General features: G+C 44.8%; 15 protein-coding genes. 7 read left to right on the plus strand and 8 right to left on the minus strand.

Going from position 1 to position 14,650, the window contains the following annotated elements:
• The first annotated feature begins 19 nt into the window (after nt 1–19).
• From QUB64_RS22995 to QUB64_RS23005, 3 genes are read left to right on the plus strand one after another with little or no spacing between them, the layout of a single operon-like run.
• Complete coding sequence (locus QUB64_RS22995; protein WP_333275035.1) at nt 20–706, plus strand: class I SAM-dependent methyltransferase; 687 nt, start codon at nt 20–22, stop codon at nt 704–706.
• Complete coding sequence (locus QUB64_RS23000; RefSeq protein WP_333275038.1) at nt 706–1,839, plus strand: aromatic ring-hydroxylating dioxygenase subunit alpha; 1,134 nt, start codon at nt 706–708, stop codon at nt 1,837–1,839. Before QUB64_RS22995 ends, QUB64_RS23000 begins: the two co-directional genes overlap by 1 nt.
• Nucleotides 1,840–1,884: 45 nt before the next feature.
• The gene (locus QUB64_RS23005) at nt 1,885–2,220 is read left to right on the plus strand and encodes a helix-turn-helix domain-containing transcriptional regulator (RefSeq protein WP_333275042.1); all 336 of its coding nucleotides are present in this window, start codon (nt 1,885–1,887) and stop codon (nt 2,218–2,220) included.
• An 81-nt stretch (nt 2,221–2,301) separates the two neighbouring features.
• Here QUB64_RS23005 and QUB64_RS23010 read toward each other — a convergent pair whose 3' ends face one another.
• Nucleotides 2,302–2,775 (minus strand): hypothetical protein, encoded by a 474-nt coding sequence (locus QUB64_RS23010; RefSeq protein ID WP_333275045.1) that lies wholly within the window; start codon nt 2,773–2,775, stop codon nt 2,302–2,304.
• A gap of 162 nt (nt 2,776–2,937) precedes the next feature.
• On the opposite strand from QUB64_RS23010, the gene QUB64_RS23015 reads away from it, so the two are divergent.
• Both QUB64_RS23015 and QUB64_RS23020 read left to right on the plus strand, forming a co-directional pair.
• On the plus strand, nt 2,938–3,291 hold the full coding sequence (locus QUB64_RS23015; RefSeq protein ID WP_333275208.1) for a type II toxin-antitoxin system RelE/ParE family toxin: 354 nt from the start codon (nt 2,938–2,940) through the stop codon (nt 3,289–3,291).
• Entirely contained in the window at nt 3,263–3,649 is a 387-nt protein-coding gene (locus tag QUB64_RS23020; RefSeq protein ID WP_333275048.1) for a helix-turn-helix domain-containing transcriptional regulator, read from the plus strand. Before QUB64_RS23015 ends, QUB64_RS23020 begins: the two co-directional genes overlap by 29 nt.
• 126 nt (nt 3,650–3,775) lie before the next feature.
• Here the strand turns inward: QUB64_RS23020 and coaBC are convergent, their stop codons facing one another.
• The 6 genes from coaBC to QUB64_RS23050 form a co-directional block, all read right to left on the minus strand.
• Entirely contained in the window at nt 3,776–4,978 is a 1,203-nt protein-coding gene (coaBC, locus tag QUB64_RS23025) for a bifunctional phosphopantothenoylcysteine decarboxylase/phosphopantothenate--cysteine ligase CoaBC (protein WP_333275051.1), read from the minus strand.
• A gap of 860 nt (nt 4,979–5,838) precedes the next feature.
• Nucleotides 5,839–6,051: a protein IsiD gene (isiD, locus tag QUB64_RS23030; RefSeq protein ID WP_106150386.1), complete on the minus strand. Its 213-nt coding sequence runs from the start codon at nt 6,049–6,051 to the stop codon at nt 5,839–5,841.
• A 45-nt stretch (nt 6,052–6,096) separates the two neighbouring features.
• Nucleotides 6,097–6,723: an alpha/beta hydrolase gene (locus QUB64_RS23035; RefSeq protein ID WP_333275054.1), complete on the minus strand. Its 627-nt coding sequence runs from the start codon at nt 6,721–6,723 to the stop codon at nt 6,097–6,099.
• A gap of 628 nt (nt 6,724–7,351) precedes the next feature.
• Complete coding sequence (locus tag QUB64_RS23040; RefSeq protein ID WP_333275056.1) at nt 7,352–9,439, minus strand: CHASE domain-containing protein; 2,088 nt, start codon at nt 9,437–9,439, stop codon at nt 7,352–7,354.
• Nucleotides 9,440–9,838: 399 nt separating this feature from the next.
• The gene (locus QUB64_RS23045) at nt 9,839–11,749 is read right to left on the minus strand and encodes an ATP-binding protein (RefSeq protein ID WP_333275058.1); all 1,911 of its coding nucleotides are present in this window, start codon (nt 11,747–11,749) and stop codon (nt 9,839–9,841) included.
• Between the two features lie 58 nt (nt 11,750–11,807).
• On the minus strand, nt 11,808–12,068 hold the full coding sequence (locus QUB64_RS23050) for a hypothetical protein (protein ID WP_333275060.1): 261 nt from the start codon (nt 12,066–12,068) through the stop codon (nt 11,808–11,810).
• A gap of 139 nt (nt 12,069–12,207) precedes the next feature.
• Here QUB64_RS23050 and QUB64_RS23055 point away from each other — a divergent pair, with 139 nt between their 5' ends.
• Together QUB64_RS23055 and QUB64_RS23060 are read left to right on the plus strand one after the other, a co-directional pair.
• Complete coding sequence (locus QUB64_RS23055) at nt 12,208–12,405, plus strand: hypothetical protein (protein ID WP_333275063.1); 198 nt, start codon at nt 12,208–12,210, stop codon at nt 12,403–12,405.
• A 470-nt stretch (nt 12,406–12,875) separates the two neighbouring features.
• Nucleotides 12,876–13,700 (plus strand): cyanophycinase, encoded by an 825-nt coding sequence (locus QUB64_RS23060; protein WP_333275064.1) that lies wholly within the window; start codon nt 12,876–12,878, stop codon nt 13,698–13,700.
• A gap of 177 nt (nt 13,701–13,877) precedes the next feature.
• On the opposite strand, the gene QUB64_RS23065 is transcribed toward QUB64_RS23060, so the two are convergent.
• Nucleotides 13,878–14,126: a hypothetical protein gene (locus tag QUB64_RS23065; protein ID WP_333275066.1), complete on the minus strand. Its 249-nt coding sequence runs from the start codon at nt 14,124–14,126 to the stop codon at nt 13,878–13,880.
• Nucleotides 14,127–14,650 lie beyond the last annotated feature (524 nt).

Consider the following 14,650-nt stretch of genomic DNA (forward strand, 5'->3'; position numbering starts at 1 on the left):
GAGTATAAAGCAAGAATAGATGCTGAAGAGTAACTGGAAAATTCCCAATAAATCTGTAACGTTTGATGATTTTGCAACAGAATACGATTTCGCTGCCACCTTGGAAAGCCAGAACGATTTTTTTACTAAAAATCTGTCTTCCAACAAAGGTACAGCATTAGATATTGGCTGCGGTTCTGGCATTCTGGCTTGGGAATTAGCTAAGTATTACGAGCGTGTAGTGGCGGTAGATTTATCAGCAAAAATGCTGGCTATTGCTAGTCAAAAACGCTCAGCCCCCAATATCGAATACATCCAAATGGATGCCAGTCAATTAGCGCTCGATCGCCAATTTGATTTAATAGTTAGTGCCACCACTTTTCACCACCTACCCAACCTCCCCGCCGCCCTAGGTGCCATTAAAAACTTGTTAAATCGGCAGGGGAAAGTCGTCTTTTTAGATAATGTTTCGGAAGTCGAAACACCTGCTACCATCGGCTACATCATAGGTGCAGCCAAAGATTTTATTCCCGATTGTTCTAAATACGGATTTCGCGATGCTTCAAGATTGTTGAAATTTAGATTGTCGCCAAGCTGGTTGAAGCATTTAGCGAGCGACAGGTATTTGTCAGAAGGGAGATTTAAAAAAATTTACGGTCGTTGCTTTCCCGGCTGTTATTTTGTAAGATTGGGTTGTTTTATGGGCGTAATTTGGGAAAATTTGTAATGCAAAACAACGGGATAAAATCGGTATCTGAAAGGGTAGAAAAAACTCACATCCGCGAGTTGGGCATTAATTTAGAGCAATGGTATGCAGTCGCCCGCAGCACAGAGGTACAGAGTCAGCCGCTAGCTGTGATATTGTGGCATCGGGCGATCGTGCTTTTCCGCGACAGTGCAGGCAAAATCAACGCTTTAGAAGATAGGTGCCCGCACCGACAAGTTAAACTCAGCCACGGCAAAGTTAAAGGCGATTTAATCGAATGCGCGTACCACGGATGGCGGTTAAATGCCAGGGGAGAATGCGCCGAAGTCGATTATTTAGCAGAAAATCAAAAGCTACCTAACTGCCAGATTCGATCCTATCCAGTCAAAGAACAAAACGGTTTTATCTGGCTGTTTCCCGGCGAGGAAAGCCAAGCCGAAAAGATAGATTTATTAAATTTGCCCGAGTGGGAACATCTCAATTATATTGCCACAGTTTCACTCATAGACTGTCAGGCTCATTACTCATTTTTAATTGAAAACTTGATGGATATGTACCACGGACACTTGCACGACGATTGGCAAGCTTGGGCAAATCCGGTATTAGATACTTTAGCAGAGAACGAGCATCAAGTAACTGCTCGCTATCAAGCACAAAGTTATTACAAAATAGATAAAATTTGGTCAATTTCCCAGTTATTTTTTAAATCTCTGCGGAAGCTGCACCCGGAACCGCTTGATGTGAGTTACGTTTACCCGCACTGGGTTTCAACACTGGGAAGCGACTTTAAGATTTACTGCTTGGTTTGTCCGGTAAGCGAGACAGCAACTCGCGCTTATTTAATTCATTTTACCTCATTAAATGCGTTTTGGCGGTTGCACAAATTGCCTGTTTGGTTTCGCAAGTTTATCAAAGATAGTTGTTTCGGTGCTGCTCAAAAGTTATTAGATGGTTTGGTGCGGCAGGATGTGTTGATGATTGAGGAAGAACAGCAGGCTTTTTTGCAGAATTCGGAAAGAAAGAGTTACGAATTAAATCGGGCGTTGGGGAGCGTGCAAAAGTTGATGAGAAGTCAGGCGGAAAATAGACTTGAATTGCATAAATCTTTCATTGATACAGAAACCGCAGATGTCAGGCAGATAAACACAGATTAACGCAGATAATTTTCCGATAATTTGGGAATGAATGCAAGAGGTATTATGAAAAACGTGACAGCGCCAACCAGTGATAGCTGGCTAAATGCACTAATTGAATCGCTAAAAAACCCCGCCGAAGCTGTGGCTTACCTCAGTGTGGCTTTAGAAGCAGAATCACCCGATTCTCAACTGCTGCGGGCGGAATTTAAAGACGTAATTGATGCGCGTTTGCGGGAAAACAATCTCTCGAAGGCAGCTCAAGTGCATCACCAGAAACTAGATAAAATTATTTCCGAAAGTGGCGCTTCTGAAATTTACACTTCGATCGCGTTATTGGATGCGCTAGGATTTAGGCTAAGGGTTATTTTAAAAGAAGATGAATTGGCGATCGGGGAATGAAACCGATCGCCAATCTGCGTTAATCTGAGTTAATCTGCCACTATCTGCGGTCAAAAGAATCTAAATCCCGCAGCACAAACCTTACTTTTTAGCCCGCTGCTGCTGGTAAACGCTGACAACTTTGTCCGCATAAGTAGCAGTGGCGCCACTTTTGCAAGCTGCGGAGTCCCCAGTCATCCACCAGCAAGCAGCGCGGCGTATAGCGGTTAATTCATTGTTGCTGCTAGCTTTGTATTCGTCGCGCAGCAAATCGCCCACGATACAGGTAACAATTGATTGGGCTTTTGTGGCGTCGGCCTCAAATTGCTGCGGTGTTAATTCTTGTTTGGTACAGAATTTTGCCCAGCGGGAAATATTCCCGGGCAAAACTTGCCACTGACTGTACATTCCGTCATTTGCGGTTTGCGGCGGCGCGGCTTGTCGCAGCGCTTCTACGAGGGCGGAAACTTGCGCGTCGGTGACTGCTTCTGCTGCGGCTGGAAGTGTTTGCAATCCCAGACTCACGATTAGGCTGCTGAGCAGTAGATTGGTTTTTGCGATCGATTTAAAGTTCATTCACAATTCCCTGTTTTAATCAAAGTTTCCTGCACAAGATTTACCTGAAAGGCGATCGAATGCCTCTGTCTGAAGTATGATTTGCTTGGGGAATGCGGAGGCGATTCCCTACGGGATAGCTACGCTTCACAGCCTTATTATAGAAATTGGTAAAGAATTAAGATAAAATTATGGAAGTACAACAAGCGTGAAATTCGACGTTACGAGACATCAGACGGCAAAGTTCCATTCGGAGAGTGGCTTGATTCCCTCCGCGATCGGAATGTTAGAGTTAGAATCAAGTCTAGGCTTGACCGAGTTGAAGAAGGTAATCTCGGAGATGTCAAGTCAGTGGGAGAAGGGGTTTTTGAACTCAGAATTAATTATGGGCCGGGCTACCGCCTCTACTTCGGACAAGTTGGATTGACAATTGTGGTCATCTTAGTAGCCGGAGATAAAAGCACTCAAGAACAAGACATTCGACAAGCTATAGCATACTGGAAAGATTATGAAAAACGTGAAAGCACCGACAAGTGATAGCTACCGCGAGTACCTCATTGAATCTCTCAAAGATCCCGAAGAAGCTGCTGGTTACATCGGGGCTATTTTGGAAGAAAAAGATCCTGAACCCGCACTGCTGAGAAATGCCATCAGAAAGGTGATTGAGGCTCGAATCAGGATGGATGCTCTTTCTGATTCAGCAAAAGAATATCACGAAAAACTCGATGGGATGCTGACTGAAAGTGGCGGTTCGGAAATTTACAGTTTGGTAGAATTGCTGGAAGCGTTAGGATTTAGACTAGAAATTACTGTTGCAGATATTGAGTTGCCGGCTGAGTCGGAATCTAAGAATTTTGTGGAATCAGAATTATCCCCGGAACCAGCAAATTTATAACAATTTGGAAGTCGATCGCATTCTGTGCATCTGTCAGGGCGGGTTTATAGATATTGTGAATGTGAATCAAAGATTGTTGGTGAACCCGCCCCTACAAATATTGTGGTTAATTCACAGAGCATTATATCACTCCTCCATTACAAAATCAAACAACCGGTGAGCCATTTCTAATTTGCTGCAAGGTGCGATTTCTACTTGCTTGCCGGCGGCATTAATCAATATTGCTTGATTGGTATTGCTGCCGAAACCTGCACCTATTTTATCGATCGGGTTTGCGGCGATCGCATCCAGGTTCTTAGCCCGCAATTTCTCGCTCGCAGGCTTGACAATATCTCCAGTTTGTGCTGCAAAGCCGATCAGTTTTTGGTGTGGCTGTTTCAAGTTCCCCAACTCTGCCACAATATCAGCTACCGGCGCTAACGGTAAAGCATTGGGGAGCGATCGCTTTGGCAATTTCTCATTACTGCGATCGGCCGGTTTTACATCCGCAACCGCCGCCGCCATCACCGTTAAATCTGCATCGCCAAAGCATTGTAGCATCGCCTGCCGCATTTCTTGGGCGCTGGTAACTGCGATCGCCCGTACACCAGACAGCGGCAATTCCCCAGCGATACTGTGTACCAGGGTTACAGTCGCGCCCCGATGCAGTGCAGCTTGTGCCAAAGCTACGCCCATTTTGCCCGTCGAAGGATTGCCGATAAACCGCACCGGATCGAGGTGTTCTCGGGTTCCTCCGGCGCTGATTAACACGCGTTTGCCCGCTAAATCTCGATCGCCCTTAGCATACAACAGCGACTCAATATGAGGCAAAATCTCACCAGGTTCTGCCATCCTACCAACACCCGCGCGATCGCACGCCAGCATTCCCGCCCCCGGATTCGCCGCATGATAGCGCCGATAACTCAACACTTCCCGCCAATTCCGCTGCACCGCAGGCTGTTCCCACATATCCGTATTCATCGCCGGCGCTAGCAAAATCGGGCAAGTAGAAGCTAACACAGTATTAGTGAGCAAATTATCAGCAAAACCTCCCGCCAACTTAGCCAAAGTATTAGCTGTCAGGGGAGCAATCACAAAAACTTCCGCCCATTCTCCGAGTTGAATGTGCAGCGGGCGGCCGTGATTTGCTTGCCAAAAATCCTGATCTGTAAAAGCAGGATGGCGGGAAAGAGTAGCAAAAGTCAGAGGCGTTACAAACTCTCCGGATGCATCAGTCAGAATCACTTTAACTTCAGCTCCAGCTTTTGCTAAAGTTGAAACTACTTCGCAAACTTTGTAAGCCGCAATCCCGCCACTAACGCCGATTAAAATTCTCCTGTCCTTCAACATACGATTTTAGATTTTAGATTTTAGATTTTAGAACGAACTGGACTTACGTATAATATTATGTGCTATAAAATTGGTTTGTAGTGAGGACTTTAGTCCGCATCTAGGAAGGACTAAAGTCCTCACTACGAACCTTTTAAAATTTTCCTGGCCTTCACCATACGATTTTAGATTTTAGAACGAACTGGACTTACGTATAATATTATGTGCTATAAAATTGGTTTGTAGTGAGGACTTTAGTCCGCATCTAGGAAGGACTAAAGTCCTCACTACGAACCTTTTAAAATTTTCCTGGCCTTCACCATGCGATTTTAGATTTTAGAACGAACTGGACTTACGTATAATATTATGTGCTATAAAATTGGTTTGTAGTGAGGACTTTAGTCCGCATCTAGGAAGGACTAAAGTCCTCACTACGAACCTTTTAAAATTTTCCTGCCCTTCACCATGCGATTTTAGATTTTAGAACGAACTGGACTTACGTATAATATTATGTGCTATAAAATTGGTTTGTAGTGAGGACTTTAGTCCGCATCTAGGAAGGACTAAAGTCCTCACTACGAACCTTTTAAAATTTTCCTGCCCTTCACCATACGATTTTAGATTTTAGAACGAACAGGACTTACGTATAATATTATTTATGTGCGATAAGATTGGTTTGTAGTGAGGACTTTAGTCCTTCTTTTTTTGCGGACTAAAGTCCTCACTACGAACCTTGTTTCATGTTCTCATAAAAAAGAATCAAGAAAGAAGTTGAGATAAAAACAGACAAAAATCTATAACTCATCTGTTCAACCCGCAACAAAATACGCTGCTAACTTCTTCCTCAATCCCGTCGAAAATTTTCAGCTAGATTTTTAAGCCTATGCTTCGTCGTAGGCTTCCATATCCAGAAGGTGGAGATAGGGTTCAACCATCTCCGGCCGCTGAAAGGCAAGCGATCGCAACAAATGCCAATCATTCAATCCCTCAAAAGGATCTGTATAATCGTCAACTTCCAAACGGACAGCCAATTCTGCCACGTCCTGAGAAGTAAGTACAGCAATATCGCGCGATGCTTTGGTTAAAGTTTTCATTTTTTTACCCTGCCCGAGACTTCCGCCATACTATATCCTAATCCTTTAATCCGATTTAGACACAGTTCCTACAACAAAACTTCGCATTACATCTACAACTTCCGGCATAATCTCGTGTCCCATGTTAAATTCTCGATACTGCACGGCCGCTCCCCAAGCAGTCAAACTCTCGCGCGATCGCACCGCAGCACTAACGGGCACAATAGTATCTTGAGTACCGTGCACGATTAAAACAGGTGGCAAAGCACTCCCAGCAACGGTCGAAATCGAGGAGTGCAAATAACCGCTCAGACAAATTAAACCCGCTACAGGCAAAGTCAAGCCCACATCCAGAGTCATCGCTCCGCCTTGAGAAAAGCCACCTAAAATCGTGCGAGACAAAGGCACGCCCGTGCTGCTTTCCAAAGACAGCAACAATTCTCTCAGCAATTGCCTGCTTTCTACCAATCCCTGAGCGTCTTTGTTTGCCAGGTCATACCACATTTTGCCGCTCATTACCTGGGGATGGGGAAACGGGGCGTCGGGAAACACAAACTGATAATCCGGCAAATTGAAAGCCGGTGCTAAGCTAGTCAAATCCCGAGCATTAGCACCCCATCCGTGCAAAGCGACAATTAAAGCTACAGGTTTGCGATCGGTTCTTGGCGGAATGCTAATAAATTGTAAAGACATCGTAATTAGTAATTGGTAATCGGGTCTTACTACAATTATAAATTGTCGCGGCGGGGAAAATCCCAGATATTTGTTTTGGGCGATATTTAGATGTAAATTACGACGAGCTTGCTAATCAGCTTATTTTGACAAATTGTTGCTACCATTAAGCTTATATAAATTATCTGTTACTATCGTAAATTTCCGGATACTCAAGGTGCCTTCTCCCTACAGGTAAAAATCTCTAATTTATTTTTGGTAGTCAGGTTTTTTTTAATTGATATAACTCTAACCGGAGCATCTCAATAGATACAGCAGATTGCAGATTTATTCGGTACATTCCAGAACCCTGTAGGGACACGGCAATGCCGTTTCCCTATCTCTTCTGCGTACCTCACATACTTACAAGTGCTATATCTTGCAAAAGTCTTTTTAATCAAATTTGGGAACAGGGATCTTTCCTGTTCCATCTAAAAAGTTAGTTTGTGAACGGGCATCTGGCCCGTTCATAGATAGTTTTTCAAGAGGTATAATGAATGCAAGAAGTATTTTTTAACAGTGCTGTCCCCGGTAGGTGATGCAACTGTAGAGGATATCTAAACCATTAGACAGTAAGTCATTCCCCAATCTAAAATCTCAAATCTCAAATCTAAAATTGATTGACACTTACCGCAGATGAAACCTTATAAACAGATGGCTCCGGTTGTTGCCTGACTGGCACCTCAATCCAGAATTCAGTTCCTTCTCCCGGAGAGGATTCGCACTTGAGCGAACCTTGATGTTTTTCAACTATTTGATAGCTAATCGACAATCCCAATCCCGTACCTTTGCCTACAGGCTTGGTAGTAAAAAACGGCTCAAATAAATGTTTTTTTACACGCTCCGTCATGCCCGCTCCATTGTCAAAAAATCGCACACCTACACAATTATAACTTAAAACTTCAGTGCGAATCCGAATCGAAGGCAAAAATTCTGAATCTGACTTATATTTTATGGTTAAAGGTGTCTTTTCTTCCTCATGTAAAACATCAATAGCATTGCTCAAAATATTCATGAATACCTGATTTAATTGTCCTGCCCAGCATTCCACTAAGGGCAAATTCCCGTATTCTTTGATGACTTTAATGCCAGGAAAATCACCGTTCGCTTTCAGCCGACTGTCCAAAATCATCAAGGTGCTGTCAATACCTTCATGAATATTTACTGACTTCATTTCAGCTTCGTCCAATCGCGAAAAACTCCGCAGAGAAAGCACGATATGGCGGATGCGATCGGCTCCTACATTCATGGATTTTAGGAGTTTGGGCAAGTCTTCTCGGATAAACTCCAAATCTATATCTTGTAGTTTTTCTTGTACTTCTGGCGTTGGGTTGGGATATTGCTGCTGGTAGATTTTCACAAGTTCCAGCAAGTTTTGAGTATATTCGCCTGTATGGCTCAGGTTGCCAGAAATAAAGCAGACAGGATTGTTAATTTCGTGAGCCACTCCAGCCACTAACTGCCCCAAGCTGGACATTTTTTCAGTTTGGATGAGTTTAAGTTGAGCTGACTGCAAGTTTTTCAGTGCCGTTTCTAATTCAGCGGTGCGGTGTTTTAGTTGAATTGTACGATCGCACACTTGGCGTTCTACTTTGGCTGTACGTCCTAGAGACATCAACAGGTAAGCCGTCAAGCTGCCGGTCATCAAAAGCCCGATCGCGCCAATTGCCAGCGAACCCTGATGCGTGTTCAGACCATTGTACCCCTTCCCCGGCAAAATTAGCAGCATCCACTGGCGGTCTGCTACGTTAAATGTGCGACTGCAAGCACTAGGATTTGCACAGATTTGTCCCCCCAGATTAATTAACTCAGGCTTTTCGAGTTTTGGATCGTCTATCAACTCCTTCGCTTCCGAGTCGTAACGAATCAGAAAGCGTTCTTTCCCTGTAGCAGAGTTGTCATAAAGGTAAAAATTTATCTTGTCTAAATTCAGCGATTCTAAATAAAAATTCACCATATTGGTAATCTGAAACACACCCGAAATAACTCCCCTGAGTTTTTGGCTGCTGTAGGCATAGTTATCTGGAGAACTTGTCTGGCCAGGTGCTGGTAGAAATATTTGCACTCCCGGTTTATCGTTCTTGATTAATTTAATCTTCCCAGAAGCGGCTATTTTCCCGCTATTCACCGACTTCTCTAAAGCTGCTTTGCGTTCAGGATTCGATGCCAGATCGAAACCAAGTGCTTTTGTGTCTAATTCTACGGCTTCTCTGTATGTGACAGGAAAATATTCCGATCGCGCTTTGACTGGTACAGGCTTTTTGTCAGCATCTCGCTCATAAATTTGAAATGCCCCAAAACCTTCGGCTCGAATTGCCTCTTCGTAAGCTGCTTTGTCCGCAGCCGGGACGCGGAGAACCCAGTTGACAGAAAACACGGCAGAATTTCTGGGAAGTGCAGGTTGAACGAATTCTCTAAAATCTTGCCTGCTAACTTCACTAGATGCGCTGTAGAATGCTTGAATTGAGTACAGAAAATCTAAATTTTTGTTGATGCTTTGCTGCAATGTCGCATTCAGGCGATCGGCTTGCTGATGAAATTCTGCTTCCATGCGCTGATTTTCCCAATTCCAGACAACGCCTGCCGCTATCAATGACAAACCCGCACCCGTACAAAGAGTCAGCGCTGCTGGAATGTAGCGGCGGTATGATTGTAAACTTTTCGTCACATACTTAAACCAATTGTTCGCAACATTCATATTTCCACAGCCTGACAGCGGAGCGCGATTTGTTTGAATACTTCTGAATTTCCTTGATAACACGATCGACAGCGCAGAAACAAGATTGTGTCAAAACTTAAAATCGCACAAATATGAATTTATCTTCATAAAGTCGGTTTCTACGAAAATATTAGTTTGGTAACGACAAGATGACAATTACCTTACCTAAGTAGGGTGCGCCGAAAGTACCTTACACAAGTAGCAATTCGCACTGAGTTGTTAAATTTGAGTGGGGGATACAAACCTTGCCTAAATCGCAATTCTCACTTAATCGTTAAGACAAAGGTGCGCTTATTACTTTGTGCCAGTAACAATTCGCACCTTCGTGTTGATTTAAGGGCGGGCAACCCACACCTTACTCAAGTAGCAATTTTCACCTTACAAAACAGTCCCAATTTCCTTCAAATACACCCGAGTAAACGGTTCCCCATCCTCCAGACTGTACTGTTCGATTAAACCTTGGCGGCGGATAGAAATACTATTGCCTTCCCGCACCACCACGGTATCATCATCAGTGCTTTCCCTGAGCAAAATCATCTCTGTTTCCCCCGGATTGTCCAGCACCACCATATTGCTGCCCTGATAAAACATTCCCTCAGCTTCCAAAACATTTTCGGGATATTCAGCAATCAACAAATCGAGCTTCGGATTCCGCAGCAAAGTTTGCACGTTAAGATTGTAATTTTTATTCAACACCTTTTCCGAACGATTGACAAAAAGTCCACCGCGACAAACAGCGCCGATTGTCCAATCGGGATGCTGCAACAAAATGCGATCGATGGTTTCTTGCAGTTCGTGCACCGAAATTCTGTTGAACGTAATTATCGGAATTCTGGCAGACTTTCCCGATTCAAAGAAAGTATCGATAATATGCGAAGGCACATCAACCCCTTCTCCGACAGCCGGATTGAGGTGCATAAAAATTCCCGGCGCGGCATTGATTTCGAGAATCCCAAAATTCCCGGTTTTCCAAGATTTGGCGAGAGTTTCTGTGACGACATCAATCCCCAAACAAGTTAACCGAAAATGCAGGGCGATATCTTGAGCTAAAACAATGTTATCCGGGTGAATGGTGCGGGTAGCATCAATGCTCACGCCGCCTGCGGAAAGATTGGCGACTTTGCGCAGAGACACAGTGCGATCGCCCTCCAAGACACTATCCAATGACAGCCCTTGTTCTTCCAGATACATTTCCATCGCTTCGTCGGACTGAATTTTGCTCATCGCCGAAGTTGGCGTGTCCAAACGTTCAGGTTTGCGGTTTTCGCGGCGGATCAATTCGCGAATTGTTAATTCGCCGTCTCCTGTTACCCAAGCCGGCCGCCGTTCAGTTGCAGAAACGAATTTGCCGTCTACGCACAGCAGCCTAAAATCCGCTCCTTTGATACTGTTTTCCACAATAACTCGCACGGGCGATGTTTCTGGAATTGCGTTAACTGCTCTTTTAAAAGCCGCCTGCAATTCCTCAGCATCTCGGACATCTGCGGTGACGCCAATTCCCTTATGACCGACTACGGGTTTAATAGCAACTGGGTAGCCAATTTCTCTCGCAACTGCCAAAGCTCCGTTTTCGGTGGAGACAATATCGCCTTTGGGAACTGGAAAGCCTAAGGTAGCGAGAAAAGCTTTACAATCGTCTTTGCGCGTGGTAAAATCTGAGTCTAAATGGCTGTCAGAATCAAAGGTTGTGGCCGAGCCGCGCACCAGTTTTTTACCGTAACCGTATTGCATCAATCCTTCATCCCACAAATAAAATGCGGGAATGCCTTTTTGGGATGCCGATCGCATTAATGAATAAACTGTCGGGCCTCCGTAAACCGACTGCCGGAACATATTTTGCAGGGCGCCGATTTGTGCTGCTAAGGGGAAATCTTGATTTTGATTGATGGCTTCAAACCAATCCCAAACAGCGTAAACTACGGCTCTGGCGCTGCGGGCGTGAATTGCTTCGATGCTGATTCTGCTAAAGTGAGAAAATGGTTTGACGTTCCAGTGTTGGAAGTGCAACCCCATGTCGAGTTTGGCTACTTCTGAGGCGGTGCGGCCGAACAGTTGGGCGTGGTTGGTGAAGGTTTCGTGCAGCAGTTGCGGGTAGCGATCGCCGATAATTTCCTGGTAATGTGCGATCGGCTGTGGTGCGATCGCATCCGTCACCGCAAAATCGAAAACTAAAGCCGCTGTTTCTAAATAAGGGTTCGGCCCCATATAGTGTTTGAAGTTGAAAATATCAAAAACATCGGTTTTTCGAGCATTGACCCGGGCTGTATCGGTATTTTTTTCTTGCAGCATTATCTAACCTCCTTTTAGCTAACTTGTCACACTAGCTCTCTTGTCGGCGCCTTAGATACTACCTGCGGGCATAGATATTGCAGAGGCCTAGAGGGAGAGGGGAAGAATGGGAGAGAGGGAGAATGGAGAGGGGGAGAATGGGAGAGGGGAAGAGAGGGAGAATGGGAGAGGGGGAGAGAGGGAGAGAGAGGGAGAGAGAGGGAGAGGGAGAGAATTCCCCATTCCCATCCCCAATTCCCAATTCCCAATTCCCCATGCCCAATTCCCCATGCCCAATTCCCAATTCCCCATGCCCAATTCCCCATGCCCAATTCCCCATGCCCAAAACTAATGACTAATGACTAATGACTAATGACTAATGACTAATGACTAATCAAAAAAAGCTATAACTTTTGAGGGGTACACGGCCGATTAAAATTGGCTATGACTGTGAAAAAGGATTTAAGAGGCAGCAAATTATGAAGATTGCACAAACTGCTCTCAGGGATCAAGTTCATCAATTAGCTGAGGAAGCATTTCACCTGAAGCTGATTTCTGGCTACGGCGACGGTCAACACAGCAACGAATATCAGATTGTCTGGAACGGCAAACCCAGACACCTGCCTTTGGAACGGGCGCGTACAGTGTTGAGCAATTTGATCGATCGATCGCACTAACTCGCGATCGGACTAATCTATAAGTTGCGCTCATCAACCCGGTCGATCGGAAAAATCAGAGGTTTATGGGTTAAGTCTCCAGTTAGAAACCGGGTTAAACACGTCGCACGCCTAAGTCCTGTAATATAAACTCATTTTTTGACCCCTCCTCCATGGTGTGAGGAGGGGTTCGTTTTTTTATCAAAAATAAGTACATCTACCCAATTCAACGTAAAATCCCGATCGCTAAAAGGTTGGCTGTGTATCTCTTCTTTTTATCCTGACCGAAGCCGAAGGCCCTTCTTCGTTCTTCCTTCTACTTAGCGTTACAGCCAGGAATTCGAGTAAAACAACCGGAACGCTTGAGTTGCGTGCATCCAAGACACATCAAAATCAGATAGTTTTTCTGTATCAATCTCTACCTTTTGGTAGTTTTAGGGACAAAAATGTTATGTTTTATTGAAATATAATCCATTAAGAGTGCAGATCGTATGGCTGGCAGCGAAAATCAGGGAAAGTTGCTAATTATTGGCGGCGCTGAAGACAAAGACGGGGACTGCAAAATTCTGCGGGAATTCTTGCGGTGCGCTGGAGGCACTAAAGCCCGCATTGTAGTGATGACGGCTGCGACAAGTCTGCCGGGAGAAGTCGGAGATAATTACATCAGAGTGTTTGAACGGCTGGGCGCTGAAGATGTGCGAGTGGTTGATACCCAGAAACCCGAAGATGCTGACAATCCAGATTATTTAGAAGCGATCGAACAAGCGACAGGCATATTCTTTACCGGCGGAGAGCAAGCGCGGATTATTAGCTGCTTGAAAGATACCAAACTCGACGCAGCTATGCACAAACGCTACTCGGAAGGGGCGATCGTGGGCGGCACCAGTGCAGGCGCGGCGATGATGCCAGACATGATGATTATTGAAGGAGACTCGGAGACAAATCCTCGCGTTGACGTGGTAGCAATGGGCCCAGGAATGGGTTTCCTGCCGGGAATTGTCATCGACCAGCATTTCGCCCAGCGAGGCCGTTTGGGACGCTTAGTTGCCGCACTCTTGCTGCAACCAGCCGTGTTGGGATTTGGGATTGACGAAAATACAGCTATTTTAGTCAGCGGTGACGAGGTTGCAGTCATTGGCCAAGGGGCTGTGACTGTCATCGACGAGTCGGAAAAACTCCACGACAATATGGATGGACTGTTGAAGGATGAGGCTTTGGCGCTTTGCGGGGCCAAGTTGCACATCCTCCCCCACGGCTATCGGTTTAATTTGAAAACTCGCCAGCCGGTGTTGGATAAGGTAGCAATACCAGCATAGTCAGAAAGTCAGAAAGGGCGAAACGAACTATCATAAAAGGTTTGTAGTGCGTCCTGGCGTCCGCAGCTTTTTGCGGACGCCAGGACGCACTACGAACTTATAGTAGTTTATTCGTCCCAAATACTAAAAAAAGAAGAGGATTTTACCTCTTCTTTTCTGCCTGCGGTTTCTGCTTCCTCAAGCACTTTTTTGTTGGTCAAAGAACGACTGCTGCCCATCTTCAGTCGATACTAAATTCCACCCTTGAGTTATCAGCTTCTGAAAAGTTGCCCATCCCTTAGAACCGCCCGGTTCCAGGTAGTCCGAGACCGCGAACTGCGGAAAAGCTGTATAAGGCCGCCACGCTTGACGGGCTTCGGTGCGGAGGTGCAATATCGTTTCTCCATTGCCTCCCAATCTGGGCAACCAACACATTTGTTTTAGCATTTTTAACACTCCAGAGTTTTTACAGTAACGGTAATTCGTCAACATCCCACATTAAACTTTTAGAGCCATCTTAGCCGCTGCTCGGAAGATCTAACAGGTAACAGGGACGGATGAAATTTTCACCAATTACCAATTACTGAGGTAGCAGCAGTCGTTTAAGCTGATTTTGGTTCTGCAAAGTTTCCCAGTCTTTGACTAACAAACAAGTGCTCCCAATGTATAAGCAAAAATAATCATTGCTCTGATCCGCTCAAACTTGACTTAAAGGCGATCGCCCGAGAATCCAGTTGAATAAAGTATTTATCTTTCTGGTTTCCCTTACTTGATAACTACAAGCTCATCCTCGCCCTTTCCGCCTAAAATGACATCTTTCTACGGTATTAGCTCTGTCAGCTAAAAAATGTTCCTTTGGTTACAAATATTAATCTTCCAGCGCGATTTATCTAGTTATCAAAAGTTAAATTAATTTTCATAAATAACGTCTGATATTTTTTAGTTACTTTAGCTACAATTTTGATTGAAAT

Source organism: Microcoleus sp. Aus8_D2, assembly GCF_036702665.1.
Lineage (GTDB): Bacteria > Cyanobacteriota > Cyanobacteriia > Cyanobacteriales > Microcoleaceae > Microcoleus.